At 72.0% G+C, this 13,241-nt stretch carries 11 protein-coding genes; 4 read left to right on the forward strand and 7 right to left on the reverse strand.

Translation table 11 applies throughout. The annotated features are described in order from the left end of the window. The first annotated feature begins 168 nt into the window (after positions 1-168). The 3 genes from ureG (at position 169) to ACWDR4_RS45315 (ending at position 3,498) form a co-directional block, all read left to right on the forward strand. Complete coding sequence (gene ureG / locus ACWDR4_RS45305) at positions 169-849, forward strand: urease accessory protein UreG (RefSeq protein WP_450417445.1); 681 nt, start codon at positions 169-171, stop codon at positions 847-849. Then, positions 846-1,616 (forward strand): urease accessory protein UreD, encoded by a 771-nt coding sequence (locus ACWDR4_RS45310; protein WP_450417484.1) that lies wholly within the window; start codon positions 846-848, stop codon positions 1,614-1,616. The genes ureG and ACWDR4_RS45310 overlap by 4 nt, the downstream gene beginning before the upstream one ends. A gap of 286 nt (positions 1,617-1,902) precedes the next feature. Then, on the forward strand, positions 1,903-3,498 hold the full coding sequence (locus ACWDR4_RS45315) for an alpha/beta hydrolase (RefSeq protein WP_450417446.1): 1,596 nt from the start codon (positions 1,903-1,905) through the stop codon (positions 3,496-3,498). Between the two features lie 94 nt (positions 3,499-3,592). Here the strand turns inward: ACWDR4_RS45315 and ACWDR4_RS45320 are convergent, their stop codons facing one another. From ACWDR4_RS45320 to ACWDR4_RS45350, 7 genes are all read right to left on the reverse strand, one after another. Next, a complete protein-coding gene (locus ACWDR4_RS45320; protein WP_450417447.1) occupies positions 3,593-4,615 on the reverse strand; it encodes an NAD-dependent epimerase/dehydratase family protein in 1,023 nt (340 codons plus the stop codon). An 86-nt stretch (positions 4,616-4,701) separates the two neighbouring features. Next, a complete protein-coding gene (locus tag ACWDR4_RS45325; protein WP_450417449.1) occupies positions 4,702-5,451 on the reverse strand; it encodes a lysophospholipid acyltransferase family protein in 750 nt (249 codons plus the stop codon). 143 nt (positions 5,452-5,594) lie between these two features. Beyond that, positions 5,595-6,830 carry a PP2C family protein-serine/threonine phosphatase gene (locus tag ACWDR4_RS45330; RefSeq protein WP_450417451.1) on the reverse strand — a complete coding sequence of 412 codons (1,236 nt, stop codon included), beginning with the start codon at positions 6,828-6,830 and terminating at the stop codon, positions 5,595-5,597. Between the two features lie 68 nt (positions 6,831-6,898). Beyond that, positions 6,899-9,364 (reverse strand): SpoIIE family protein phosphatase, encoded by a 2,466-nt coding sequence (locus tag ACWDR4_RS45335; RefSeq protein WP_450417452.1) that lies wholly within the window; start codon positions 9,362-9,364, stop codon positions 6,899-6,901. 295 nt (positions 9,365-9,659) lie between these two features. Next, the gene (rocD, locus tag ACWDR4_RS45340) at positions 9,660-10,901 is read right to left on the reverse strand and encodes an ornithine--oxo-acid transaminase (protein WP_450417454.1); all 1,242 of its coding nucleotides are present in this window, start codon (positions 10,899-10,901) and stop codon (positions 9,660-9,662) included. Then, positions 10,898-11,710 carry a dimethylargininase gene (gene ddaH / locus ACWDR4_RS45345; protein ID WP_450417455.1) on the reverse strand — a complete coding sequence of 271 codons (813 nt, stop codon included), beginning with the start codon at positions 11,708-11,710 and terminating at the stop codon, positions 10,898-10,900. The genes rocD and ddaH overlap by 4 nt, the downstream gene beginning before the upstream one ends. A gap of 123 nt (positions 11,711-11,833) precedes the next feature. Then, positions 11,834-12,349: an Lrp/AsnC family transcriptional regulator gene (locus tag ACWDR4_RS45350; RefSeq protein WP_450417457.1), complete on the reverse strand. Its 516-nt coding sequence runs from the start codon at positions 12,347-12,349 to the stop codon at positions 11,834-11,836. A 123-nt stretch (positions 12,350-12,472) separates the two neighbouring features. On the opposite strand from ACWDR4_RS45350, the gene ACWDR4_RS45355 reads away from it, so the two are divergent. Then, complete coding sequence (locus ACWDR4_RS45355) at positions 12,473-13,240, forward strand: LytR/AlgR family response regulator transcription factor (RefSeq protein ID WP_450417458.1); 768 nt, start codon at positions 12,473-12,475, stop codon at positions 13,238-13,240. The last annotated feature ends 1 nt before the right edge of the window (position 13,241 follow it).

Raw genomic sequence — 13,241 nt, forward strand, 5'->3', positions numbered from 1 at the left:
GGCTGAGATACCCAGCCCGTCCGGCGTTTGAGGACGAGGCCGTTCAGGCCGACAGCGGGGGTCTGGGGGCGGCAGCCCCCAGGGGATGGGACGGGTAGGGGCGGCGGGGGCGAAAAAAGTCCCGGAGCACACCACAACACACACAGACCAGAACTGGAGCCGTATCTCATGCACCTCGACCACTCCCACGCCCACGCCGGCGCAGCCGTGAGCGCCGACGCGCACCGCCCCGACGGCACCCGCCGAGCCCTCCGCATCGGCCTAGGCGGCCCCGTAGGCTCCGGCAAGACCGCCACCGTCGCAGCCCTCTGCCGCACCCTCCGCGAAGAACTGTCCCTCGCCGTCGTCACGAACGACATCTACACCCGCGAGGACGCCGAGTTCCTGCTGCGCGAGGCCGTACTGCCCCCCGAGCGGATCACCGCGGTCGAAACAGGCGCCTGCCCGCACACCGCCATCCGCGACGACATCTCCGCCAACCTCGAAGCCGTCGAGGACCTGGAGGACGAGGTCGGGCCCCTCGACATCGTCCTCGTCGAGTCCGGCGGCGACAACCTCACCGCGACCTTCTCGAAGGGCCTCGTCGACGCGCAGATCTTCGTCATCGACGTCGCCGGCGGGGACGACATCCCGCGCAAGGGCGGCCCCGGCGTCACCACCGCCGACCTGCTCGTCGTCAACAAGACCGACCTCGCGCCGTACGTCGGCTCCGACCTCGGCCGGATGGCCGCCGACGCGAAGGCGGCCCGCGGGGACATGCCCGTCGTGTTCCAGTCGCTGCGCGGCGAGGCCGGCGTCGCGGACGTAGCCCTCTGGGTGCGGGCGCAGCTCACGGCGTGGACGGCATGACCACCGGCGTACGGGCCACCGCACGGATCGTCGCCCGGGACGACAGCCGGGGCGGCACCGCCCTGCCGGTGCTCGACGGGGACGGGCCGCTCGCCCTGCGTCGTATCCGCGCGCACGGCGACGAGGCCCGCGTCATGCTGGTCGGCGCCATGAGCGGCCCCCTCGGCGGCGACCACTTCACCGTCGAGGCGGAGGTCGGGGAGGGCGCCCGACTGCACCTCGCGTCCGCCGCGGCCACCATCGCACTGCCCGGCCAGGCGAAGGGCGAGGCCCGCTACGACGTACGCCTCAAGGTCGCCGACGGAGGCGAACTGCACTGGCTGCCCGAGCAGTTGATCTGCGCCCAGGGCAGCGAACTGTACGTCGGCACGCGCGTCGATCTCGCGCCCGGTGCCCGGCTCGTGTTCCGCGAGGAGCAGGTGCTCGGGCGCTCCGGCGAGGAACCCGGACGCCTCGGCAGCCGTCTCACGGTGCGGGTCGGGGGACGGGTCGTCCTCGACCAGGAGCTGGCCTGCGGTCCCGGAGCGCCGGGCGGCTGGGACGGGCCCGCCGTACTGGCGGGACATCGCGCCCTGGGGCAACTCGTCGTCGTACGACCGGAGTTCGCGAGCACGCCGGTCGAGGCACGGCTGCTGGGGGAGGGGGCCGCGCTCGTGCCGCTGGCCGGCCCCGCCGCACTGGTGACCGCGCTCGCACCGGACGCGCTGCGACTGCGGCGGGTGCTGGACGAGGCGCTGGCGGCGCTGGATCAACCCCACACCGGCTGATAAACCGCTCGCCCCCTCACCGCTCGCCCACTCGCCCGCTCGCCTCCGCACCCCTTCGCCTCCGCACCCGCTCAGCCCTCGCCCCCTCGCCCGCTCGCCCCCGCACCCTGCACCTGCTCGCCCCCGCACCCGGCACCCGCTCCCCCCTCATCCGCTCAGCGCAACTCCCCTCACCGTTTATCGGATTGGCAAAGAACGCCACCCGCCCCCTGTTCACAGGTCCCCCACAGCCGCGAGGATCGATCCCCGTACCGACCGAAAGCAACTACGTACGGGGAGGCCTCATTTGAGTGCCACACGACCGACGAGACGAGCCGCAGCGCTCGGGTCCGCCGGAGCGCTCATCACGGCGACCCTGATAGCGGGCGCCGTCACGGCGCCCTCGGCCAGTGCGGACGCCCGCCACGGCCAGGACCGTGAGACACGCGGCGCGACGATCGCCGCCGCGAAGGCCGCGAAGGCCGGCATCGACTGGCAGGACTGCCCGGCCGACTGGGGCCTGGAGAAGCCGATCCAGTGCGGCTGGGTCACCGTGCCGCTCGACTACGCGAAGCCGTACGGCAAGCAGATCAAGCTCGCCGTCGACCGTATCGGCAACACGGGGACGAAGGGGGAGCGGCAGGGTGCGCTCGTCTACAACCCCGGTGGTCCCGGCGGCTCCGGGCTGCGTTTCCCGCGCCGGGTCACGACGAAGAACCCGCTGTGGGCCAACACGTCGAAGGCGTACGACTTCGTGGGCTTCGACCCGCGCGGAGTCGGCCACTCGGCGCCCATCTCCTGCGCCGACCCGCAGGAGTTCGTGAAGGCGCCCAAGCCGGACCCGGTACCGGACTCGGAGGCGGACAAGCGCGCCCAGCGCAAGTCGGCCCGTGAGTACGCCGAGGGCTGCTACGAGCGCAGCGGCGAGATGCTGCCGTACATGACCACCCCGAACACCGTGCGCGACCTGGACGTCATCCGGGCCGCGCTGGCGGAGAAGAAGCTCAACTTCCTCGGGGTGTCCTACGGGACGTACATCGCGGCCGTCTACGGCACGCTGTACCCGAGCCATGTCCGCCGCATGATCGCGGACAGCGTGGTCAACCCGTCGCGCGAGAAGATCTGGTACGAGGCCAACCTCGACCAGGACGTCGCCTTCGAGATGCGCTGGAACGACTGGCAGGACTGGGTCGCCAAGAACGACGCCGTCTTCCACCTGGGTACCACGCGGGCCCAAGTGCAGGCGAAGTGGCTGGAGTTGCGGGCCGCCGCGAAGAAGAACCCGATCGGCGGGCTCGTCGGACCGGCCGAGCTGATCGGCTTCTTCCAGGGCGCCCCGTACTACGACTCGTCGTGGATCCCGGTCGCCACCGTGTTCAGCAAGTACTTCACGGGTGACACCCAGGCGCTCGTCGACGCGGCGGCCCCCGACCTCACGGACACCGCGGGCAACGCGGCCTCCGAGAACGGCAACGCCGTCTACACGGCCGTCGAGTGCACGGATGCCAAGTGGCCCACCAGCTGGAAGAAGTGGGACCGCGACAACACCCGGCTGCACAAGGACTATCCGTTCCTCACCTGGGCCAACGCCTGGATGAACCTGCCGTGCGCGACCTGGCCGGTCAAGCAGCAGACCCCGGTGAACGTGAAGTCCGGCAAGGGCCTGCCGCCGGTGCTGATCGTGCAGGCCACGCGTGACGCGGCCACCCCGTACGCGGGCGGTGTCGAACTGCACAAGCGCTTCAAGGGCTCCCGTCTGATCACCGAGAAGGACGCGGGCTCCCACGGTGTGACCGGGCTCGTCAACCCGTGCATCAACGAGCGGGTGGACGCCTACCTGCTCACCGGCAAGGTGGACGCGGCGGACGTGACCTGCGCCCCGCACGCCACCCCGACGCCGTAGCAGCAGCGGTAACAGCCAGTCGCCGTACGAGGTGAGGGGCGGTCGGAGACTTTTCCGGCCGCCCCTTTCCCGTCCTCCCGTCACGCGAACCCGGTCACGTGAGCCAGACGTCCTCCGCCGCGTAGTCGAAGAGGTCGCCGTACGTCTCGTACATCTTCGGATACGCCTCCCGCCAGTCCCGCCCGGCCAGTTGGCCCTCGATCCAGGCGACGGTCTCCGGCAGGCTCTCCGCGTAGGTGACGACGGGCCGGTAGCCCAACTCCCGTTCCGCGGCGGACATGTCGCACACCACGGGCACCGGAACCGACCACGGGGTGTCGCCCACCGTGGGCGCCGGGGGCGGACCGTCCACCAGGACGTCCTCCACCTCGACCCCCATCACGGCATCGATGGCGCTGGCGATCTCCGCCACCGTCGGTGCCTCGGGGTCGACGGCGTTGAGGACGCGGGCACCCGGACGCGCCGCGGCCAGCCGGACCAGCTCGGCGATGTTGTGGACGCTCGCCGGATGGAAACGGCTCGCGCCGCCATAGGCGAGGACGCGCCTTCGCCGCCCGTCCAGGTTGCGCTTGACGAAGTACAGCTCGCGCGGGGTGCGGCAGTACGGCCCGTGGATCGCGCCCGCCCGCAGCAGCGTGGCCGGCAACTGATCGGCGACGGCGAGGAGTTCACGTTCGAGGCCCGCCTTGCGGGTGCTGTAGGAGGCCTCGCTCGGGCGGATCGTGCGCTGGTCCTCGGTGACGGGCACGGGGTACTCGGGGAAGCCGTCGGGCTCGCCCTGCGTGTCGAAGTTCCGTCCCTTGTCGTCCTCGTACACGGACAGACTGGAGATCACCACGGCCGACCCGACCCGCCCGGCGAGACCGGCCAACTGCCGGGCGTGCTCGGGCCCGTAGGCCACCATGTCCACGAGGACGTCGCACCCGTCGCCCACGGCTGCCGCGAGCGCCGCGTCGTCGGCACGGTCGGCCGCCGCGACCCGCACCTCCTCCGGCCAGCTCGTGTCCCGCCCGCCGCCCCGCGAGACGGCGGTCACCTCCCACCCGTCGCGGGCGAGCGCACCCACGGCCACCCGCCCGATCTGTCCCGTCGCCCCGATCACCACAGCTCGTGTCATGCAGCGACGGTAACCGCCGGCACCGCCGGACTCGGAGGGGATTAGCTACGAGCAGATCGTGGCCGTGAAGGGGAGCGCCGAGGGGGTCAACTCAGCGGCATGCGCGGGAACTTGCGCGCCCGCTGCTCCTTCTCCGCCTTCTTCTCGGCGGCCTTCCGCTCGGTCTCCTCCGCCTTGGCGACCGCCGCGTACTGGTCGACGTACTCCTGCTCGGAGAGGGTGAGGATGGCGTACATGATCTCGTCGGTGATGGCGCGGAGCACCGCCTTCTCGTCCTCCATCCCGAGGTAGCGGGAGAAGTCGAGGGGCTTGCCGAAGCGGATCACCACGGGATGGATGTTCGGGATCACCTTGCCCGGCGGCTGCGCCTCGAAGGTGCCGATCATCGCGCACGGAATGACGGGCACCTGGGCCCTGAGCGCCATGACGGCGACCCCGACCTTGCCCTTGTACAGCCGCCCGTCGTGCGACCGGGTGCCCTCCGGATAGATACCGAGCAGCTCGTCCTTGCTCAGCACCCCGAGCCCTTCACGGATCGCCGCCTGCCCGGCCTCCTTGCCGGACCGGTCCACCGGAATCTGCCCGGCGCTGCGGAAGAAGTAGGCGGTCAGTCGCCCCTTGATCCCGGGGCCCGTGAAGTACTCGGCCTTCGCGAGAAAGGTGATGCGCCGTTTGAGGATCGCGGGCATCAGGAAGTGGTCCGAGAACGACAGATGATTCCCGGCGACGATGGCGGCGCCCGACGACGGTACGTGTTCGAGCCCCTCGATCCGCGGCCGGAACACCAGTCTCAGCAGCGGACCGAGAAGCACGTATTTGAGCACGTAGTAGAACAAAGGGGGTCGCTCCTCACTCCGTCGGGATCGGCTCAACCGCCGCGTTCTAGCAGGTCAGCCGGGTTCGCGTCGGGCCGTCAGTGTATGTGCAGGCGGGTTCCGCCGGAACCGGGTGGAAACGCGCCGCCGCCGCTCGGCCACCCTCACAGCCGTACGACGATCAATGCGGTGTCGTCGGTTGCGCCACCTGGCGGAAGCAGCTCCAACAGGACGGCGTCGGCGAGTGGTTCGGGGTCCGCCGCCCGGTGGCGGGCGAGGGAGTCGGCGAGGCGGGTCAGGCCGATGTCGATGTCCTCGCGGCGGCGTTCGATCAGGCCGTCGGTGTAGAGGACGAGGGTGGCGCCGTCGGTGAACGTGGTGTCGGCCTGGGGGCGGGGGACCGGGTCGGGGCGGGCGTCGAGCGGGGGATCGGTGGCCCGGTCCAGGAACTCCACGCGGCCGTCGGGGTGAACCAGCACGGGCGGTGGATGCCCGGCGCTGCTGTAGGTGATCGTGCGGCGGTCGAAGTCGATGAACGTCGTGACGGCGGTGGCCGACTCGGCGCCGTCGACCACATGGGCGTACCTGCCCAGGACGTCCAGGGCCTGGGCGGGCCCCTCGGCGACCCGGGAGGCGGCGCTGAGCGCGCTGCGCAGCTGGCCCATGACACCGGCCGCCGCCAGACCGTGGCCGACGACGTCGCCCACGGACACGCCGATACGGTCGCCGCCCACCAGGTCGACCAGGTCGTACCAGTCCCCGCACACGTTCAGCGCGCCCACCGCGGGCCGGTAGCGCACGGCGGCCCGGTGGTGGCCGACCTGCCGATGGGCGGGCAGCATCGCCTCCTGGAGAACCAGGGCGACCTCGCGTTCACGGGCGTGTGCGCGCCGCAGGCGGTCGTTGAGGTTCTGCAACTCGCGGGCCCGTGTGTACAGTTCGGCCTCCAGTACGCGGGCCCGGGTGCCGCCGCCCCGGCCGCCGTGGGCCCGGATCAGTTCGGTGACCTCCTCGACCCGGTGCACCAGGAGCACCACCCGACCGTCGGGGCCGAGCACCGGCGCGTTGACCGGGCTCCAGTAGCGCTCCTCCCACTCGCCGGGCCGGTCGGGGTCCTCCACGTCGTACCGCTGCAGAGCCATGGTGTCGCGCTCGCCGGTGGCCAGTACGCGGCGCAGCGAGGCCTCCAGGTTGCGCACGCCCGTCGCGGTGGGGTCGTTCGGGTTGTCGGGGAAGACGTCGAACAGATGGCGGCCGACCAGGTCCCGGTGCTTGCGCCCGGTCAGCCGCAGGAACTCCTCGTTGGCGTCCGCGTACACCAGTTCGGGCGTCAGCAGTGCCACCATGCCGGGCAGGGCCTGGAACACCGCCGCGTAGTCGGTCGTCGCCGTCTCGTTCATGGTTCCCGCCTCACCACCGGGGCCACATCAGTTTCCCACGTCATGCCCGGTATGCACCGGCTCGTGCGTCACACCGGTGGATCCGTGAGGGACTGCTCGGCCCAGATGATCTTCCCGTCGGGGACGAACCGGGTGCCCCACCGCTGGGTGAACTGGGAGACGAGGAGCAGCCCGCGCCCGCCCTCGTCCGTAGTGCGCGGATGGCGCAGATGGGGCGCGGTGGCGCCACCGTCGAAGACCTCGCAGATCAGCGAGCGGTCCTTGATCAGACGCAGCCGGATGGGGAGGGTTGCATGGCGGATGGCGTTGGTGACCAGTTCGCTGACGACCAGCTCCGTGGTGAAGGCCAGCTCCTCAAGATGCCACTCCGTGAGCTGCCGGGTGGCCTCCTTGCGGGCGTCGGCGACGACGGCCGGATCGGCGGGCAGGTCCCAGTCCGCGACCTGGTCGGCGCCGAGCAGCCTGGTACGGGCCATCAGCAGGGCCACGTCGTCGTTCGGGCGCGCGGGCACCAGGGCGTCGACCACGGTCCGGCAGCGCACGGCGAGCGACGGCTCCGGCCGCTCCAGCGCCCGCCGCAGCCGGTCCCGGGCCCCCTCGTCGGCAGCCCCGTGCCGCCCTTGGGCCAGCAGGCCGTCGGTGTGCAGCGCGAGCGTGCTGCCCTCCGCCAGGGCCAGCTCGACCGACTCGAAGGGCAGCCCGCCCGCGCCGAGCGCCGAGCCCTGGGGCAGGTCGACGAACGTGACCGTGCCGTCGGGCAGCACGACGGCGGGCGCGGGATGGCCCGCGGCGGCCATGGTGCACTGCCCGTCCACCGGGTCGTAGACGACGTACAGGCACCCCGAGCCCACGGCCTGGGTGCTGTCGGCCGCCGCCGTGTCCGGCCCGACGCCCTCCTCGCGGGCCGCCGTCGCGACCAGGTCGTCGAGGTGGGCGAGCACCTCCTCGGGCGGCAGGTCCAGGGCCGCGAGGGTCCGTACGGCGGTCCGCAGCCGGCCCATGGCCGCTGCGGCGTCGATGCCGTGGCCGGGCACCTCGCCCACGACGAGGGCGACGCGTGCGCCGGACAGCGGGACGAGGTCGTACCAGTCGCCGCCGAGGCCGGTCAGCTCGTCGGCCGGCCGGTACTCGGCGGCCACCTCCACGGCGTCCTGGTCGGGCAGCCGGTGGGGGAGCAGGCTGCGCTGGAGGACCAGCGCGGCCTCGCGTTCGCGGGTGTAGCGCCGGGCGTTGTCCACGCAGACGGCGGCGCGCGAGACGAGGTCCTCGGCGAGGCTCAGGTCGTCCTCGTCGAACGGCTCCTGGCGGTGGCGCCGGAAGAAGGTGGTGATCCCCAGCGTGACGCCCCGCGCCCGGACGGGCACGATCATCGCACTGTGCAGCCCCAGCTCCAGGAAGGTGGCCGCCCGGCCACCGGGGTCGCCGCCCGTGGCCCACTCCTTCGCGCGGGGGTCGAGGTGCGGCTCACGCCACGGACGGCCGGTGGTGAGGGAGAGCACCGGGGGTGATCCGGCCCGGTAGCCGGCCACGTCGCCGACGCGGACGACGGTCTCCGGGACGTCGTCGTGCACCGTCTGATGGCCGGCCCGGCGCAGCAGCACCCGGTCCGTGGTGCTCAGCGGCCCGGCCGGGAGTTCCGCGCCCCGCAGCACCGGTTCCAGCAGGTCCACGGCGACGGAGTCGGCGAAGGCCGGCACCACCACGTCGGCCAGCTCCTGCGCGGTGCGCACGATGTCCAGGCTGCGGCCGATCTGCTCGCCCGCCCGGTCGAGCAGGGCGAGCCGCTGCCGGGCCCGGTGCCGGTCGGTGATGTCGACGACGGTGTAGTAGACGCCCATCGGACGGCCCCGGTCGTCCTCGAGACGCGTGAACGACAGCATGTGCGCCGTCTCCCGGTGGGGCGCGGAACGCAGCCGGTCCACGTGCTCGTACCCGACCACCGGCTCCCCGGTCTCCAGCACCCCGCGCATCTGCTCCTCGACCGCCTCGGCGTTCACGCCCGGCTGTACGTCCGCCAGCCTGAGCCCCAGCCGGTGCCTGGCGGGGCCGCCGCCGAACTCCTCCAGGGCCGCGTTGGACCACACGAAGCGCAGACTCGCGTCGACGATCGCTATGCCGACCGGGGACCCCGCGACCATCTGCTCCAGGACCGTGCGGCTCATGTCCCAGCCGGGCGCCTCGGCCATCTCCGACAGGAGCACCAGCCACTGGGCGGGGCCCCCGGGCTCCAGCGCCGAGGTGACCCGCACCATGACCCGGACGGGCCGCCCGTCCTTGCGCCGGGCGGTCAGCAGCCCCGCCCAGCCGCCGTCCCGGCGGCACCGCTCGGCCAGCTCCGGCACCCGTGCGGCGTCCTCGGCGGACAGCAGCCCCGCGACCCGCGTGCCCACCACTTCACCGGGGGCGTACGCCAGCAGCCGCTGGGCGTCCCGGGTCCAGCTCGTCACGACGCCCTGTGCGTCGAGCAGCACGGGCGCGGCGTCCGCCACGTCGAACCGCTGCCGGGCGACGCGCTGCTCCTCGTATGTGCCCACGGCCGACCTCTCTGTCGCTGACAGTGGTCTACCACCTCTTGCCCCGGTCTTCACCCCGCACGGGTCCAGGGAGCGAACCCCATGGTCCTGGGAATACCGGTCAACCCTGCCCGAGCGTCCTCTCCAGGGTCCCGCGCCTCACGGCCACCCGCACCAGACCGCTCACCGGCGCTGACGTGGCGCCGCTGATTTCCCGCGACCTGATCCGCCGGACAGGCCCTGGCCCCGGGCTTCACGCCGCGCGGCCGGGACCGGCCGGGTCCACGGGCGAACCCATGGACCCGGGGACGACGGGTCAGCCCTGGCCGAGCACCCTCTCCAGGGTTCCGACGGCCGACCGCAGTTCCTCGGCCGTGACCGTCAGCGGGGGTGCCAGCCGAATGGTCGAGCCGTGGGTGTCCTTGACCAGGATCCCGGCCCGCATCAGCCGTTCGCTGATCTGCCGGCCGGTGCCGATGGCCGGGTCGATGTCGACGCCCGCCCACAGGCCCCGCGACCGGAAGCCGACCACGCCCTTGCCGACCAGCCCGGTCAGCCCGTCGCGCAGGACGACGCCCAGCTCGGTCGCCCTGTGCTGGAACTCGCCGGTCTCCAGCAGCTCGACCACGGCCTGGCCGACCGCCGCGGCGAGCGGGTTGCCGCCGAACGTCGAGCCGTGCTCGCCCGGCCGCAGCACCCCGAGGACGTCCCGGCGTGCGACCACCGCGGACACCGGCACGATGCCGCCGCCCAGCGCCTTGCCGAGCAGCACCATGTCCGGGACGACACCCTCGTGGTCCACCGCCAGCGTGCGGCCGGTGCGGCCGAGGCCCGACTGGATCTCGTCGGCGATGAACAGACAGCCCTCGCGGCGCGTCAGCTCGCGTACGCCGGTGAGATAGCCCTCGTCGGGGATCAGGACGCCCGCCTCGCCCTGGATGGGCTCCAGGAGGACCGCCGCCGTCGTCTCGTCGATCGCCTCCTCCAGGGCCGCCAGGTCGTTGTACGGGACGATCCGGAAGCCCGGCGTGAACGGACCGAAGCCCGCCCTCGCCGTCTCGTCCGTGGAGAAGCTGACGATCGTCGTCGTACGGCCGTGGAAGTTGTCCGCCGCCACCACGATCGTGGCCTGGCCGTCGGGGACGCCCTTCACCTCGTACGCCCATTTGCGGGCCACCTTGATCGCGCTCTCGACGGCCTCCGCGCCGGTGTTCATCGGCAGGACCATGTCCAGGCCGGTCAGCTCGGCCAGTGAGGTGGCGAACTGGGCCAGACGGTCGTTGTGGAAGGCGCGGGAGGTGAGCGTGAGGCGGTCCAGCTGGCGGTGGGCCGCCTCGATCAGCGCCGGGTGGCGGTGGCCGAAGTTCAGGGCCGAGTAGCCGGCCAGCATGTCCAGGTAGCGGCGGCCCTCGACGTCCTCGACCCAGGCGCCCTCGGCGCGGGACACGACCACGGGCAGCGGGTGGTAGTTGTGCGCGAGGACCGGCTCCTCGGCGCGGATCAGGTCCGCGGAGGTGCGCGTGCCGGTGTCGGCGCCAGTGCTCGTCAGTGCGGTCATGAGCGGATCTCCTGGGTGCAGCACTTGATACCGCCGCCGGCCTTGCGGAACTCCGACAGGTCGACGGGGACGGGAAGGTAGCCGTGGCGCGTCAGCTCGGCGGCGAGGGCCGTGGCGCCCGGGTCGATGAAGACGCGGTGGCCGTCGGAGACCGAGTTCAGCCCGAACGTCATCGCGTCCTCACGGGTCGCCACGACCGCGTGCGGGTACAACCGGGCCAGCACCTCACGGCTGCCCGGCGAGAACGCCTCCGGGTAGTACGCGATGTTGGTCTCGTCCAGGACGAACAGCGCCGTGTCCAGGTGGTAGAAGTACGGGTCCGTCAGCTTGAGGCCGATCACCGGCATCCCGAAGTACTCCTGCACCTCGTGATGGGCCTCACGGGTCGTACGGAAGCCCGTGCCCGCCAGGATCCAGCGGCCGGCCGGGACCAGGTCGCCCTCGCCCTCGCACACCGACTCGGGGCGGTACACGTCGAAGCCCGCCGACTTGAACCACGTCTCGTACGCGGTCGACTCGGGGCGGCGCTCGGGGGCGTGGAACGAGGAGCCGAAGACACGGCCGTCCACGACGACCGCCGAGTTCGCGGCGAACACCATGTCGGGCAGACCGGCGACCGGCTCCACGGTGTCCACGGTGTGGCCATGGGCGCGATAGGCGCTGATCAGCGAGCGCCACTGCTCCTGGGCCAGATCTACGTCGACCCTGGTGTCGGGGTTCATCCAGGGGTTGATCGCGTACTGCACGCCGAAGTGTCTGGGTTCGCAGACGAGAAAGCGCCGGGGGCGCGGCACACGGCTGTCGGGCACAGAGGGGTTCCTCCGCTTCCTGCGGTATCGGGTAGGGATAACACCACGGTAGAAACTGGGCCCGACGCCCGACAAGCGACAACTACTGCGTGTCCGCGCAGGAACCCTGCGTCTTTGGCGCCCTCAACGCAGGTCTGATGCGTTGCCCGACGTGTAGTTCGGCGCGGCGTGGGTAGCGCCCGCCTCCGGGCTTTCCGGGAGGAGGTGGGACAGCACCATGTAGCTGATCGTCTTCCGGATGAACGGCTCCCTGCGGATGCGCTCCAGCACGTTCTCGAAGTGCCCCACATCCGTCGCCCGTACGTGCAGCAGCGCGTCCGCGCCGCCCGTCACCGTCATCGCCGCCGTGATCTCCGGATGGTTGCGCACCACCTCCGCGAGCCGCCGGGGCGGCGCCGCGCCCTCGCAGTACACCTCGACGTACGCCTCCGTACGCCAGCCGAGCGCCGACGGCTCCACCGTGGCCGTGAACCCGGTGATCACGCCCGACTCGCGCAGCCGGTCCACCCGCCGCTTGACCGCCGTGGACGACAGCCCGACCGCCGCCCCGATCTCGGCGAAGCTCGTACGGGAGTTCGCCATCAGAGTGGTGATGATCTTCCGGTCCAGCTCGTCGAATGGCGCCGGCCTGTTGTTCATCCGGGCACTGTATCCAGCGAAAGCGGGGCAGGGCGGCCCGTGACGGCCGGGCACCGCGCCCGTCGACGGCTTGCGCGTCCGGCGCATGTGCACACGTACGAATTCCACCTACACTCCACCTTCATGCTGCGCGCCCTCGCCGTCGACGACGAACGCCCCTCCCTGGAGGAGCTGCTGTATCTGCTGCAGGCGGATCCACGGATCGGCAGCGTCGAGGGCGCCGGCGACGCGACCGAGGCACTGCGCCGCATCAACCGCGCCCTGCAGTCCGGACCCGGCGGGCCCGAGGCCATCGACGTCGTGTTCCTCGACATCCACATGCCCGGCCTCGACGGCCTCGACCTGGCCCGACTCCTCACCGGGTTCGCCAAGCCGCCCCTCGTCGTGTTCGTCACCGCCCACGAGGACTTCGCCGTCCAGGCCTTCGACCTCAAGGCCGTCGACTACGTCCTCAAACCCGTACGCAAGGAACGCCTCGCCGAGGCCGTCCGCCGCGCCGCCGAACTCCGCGACAGCGCCCCGCCCGTGCCCGCCCCCATACCCGTGCACGAACCCGACCCCGACCACATACCCGTCGAACTCGGCGGCGTGACCCGCTTCGTCGCCGTCGACGACATCACCCACGCCGAGGCCCAGGGCGACTACGCCCGACTGCACACCGACCGGGGCAGTCACCTCGTACGCATCCCGCTCTCCACCCTGGAGGAGCGCTGGCGCGCCCGCGGGTTCGTCCGCATCCACCGCCGCCATCTCGTCGCCCTGCGCCACATCGGCGAACTCCGCCTCGACGCGGGCGCCGTGAGTGTCCTGGTCGGCGCCGAGGAACTCCAGGTCAGCCGACGGCACGCCCGCGAACTGCGGGACCTGCTGATGCGCCGGCCCACGAGCTGAG

Source organism: Streptomyces sp. NPDC000878 (genome assembly GCF_053599695.1).

Coding starts and splice junctions, on each gene's coding strand:
- ureG (WP_450417445.1), top strand. CDS start 169: ATGCACCTCGACCACTCCCACGCCCACGCCGGCGCAGCCGTGAGCGCC.
- ACWDR4_RS45350 (WP_450417457.1), bottom strand. CDS start 12,349: ATGAACAACAGGCCGGCGCCATTCGACGAGCTGGACCGGAAGATCATC.
- ACWDR4_RS45320 (WP_450417447.1), bottom strand. CDS start 4,615: ATGACACGAGCTGTGGTGATCGGGGCGACGGGACAGATCGGGCGGGTG.
- ACWDR4_RS45355 (WP_450417458.1), top strand. CDS start 12,473: ATGCTGCGCGCCCTCGCCGTCGACGACGAACGCCCCTCCCTGGAGGAG.
- ACWDR4_RS45310 (WP_450417484.1), top strand. CDS start 846: ATGACCACCGGCGTACGGGCCACCGCACGGATCGTCGCCCGGGACGAC.
- rocD (WP_450417454.1), bottom strand. CDS start 10,901: ATGACCGCACTGACGAGCACTGGCGCCGACACCGGCACGCGCACCTCC.
- ACWDR4_RS45330 (WP_450417451.1), bottom strand. CDS start 6,830: ATGAACGAGACGGCGACGACCGACTACGCGGCGGTGTTCCAGGCCCTG.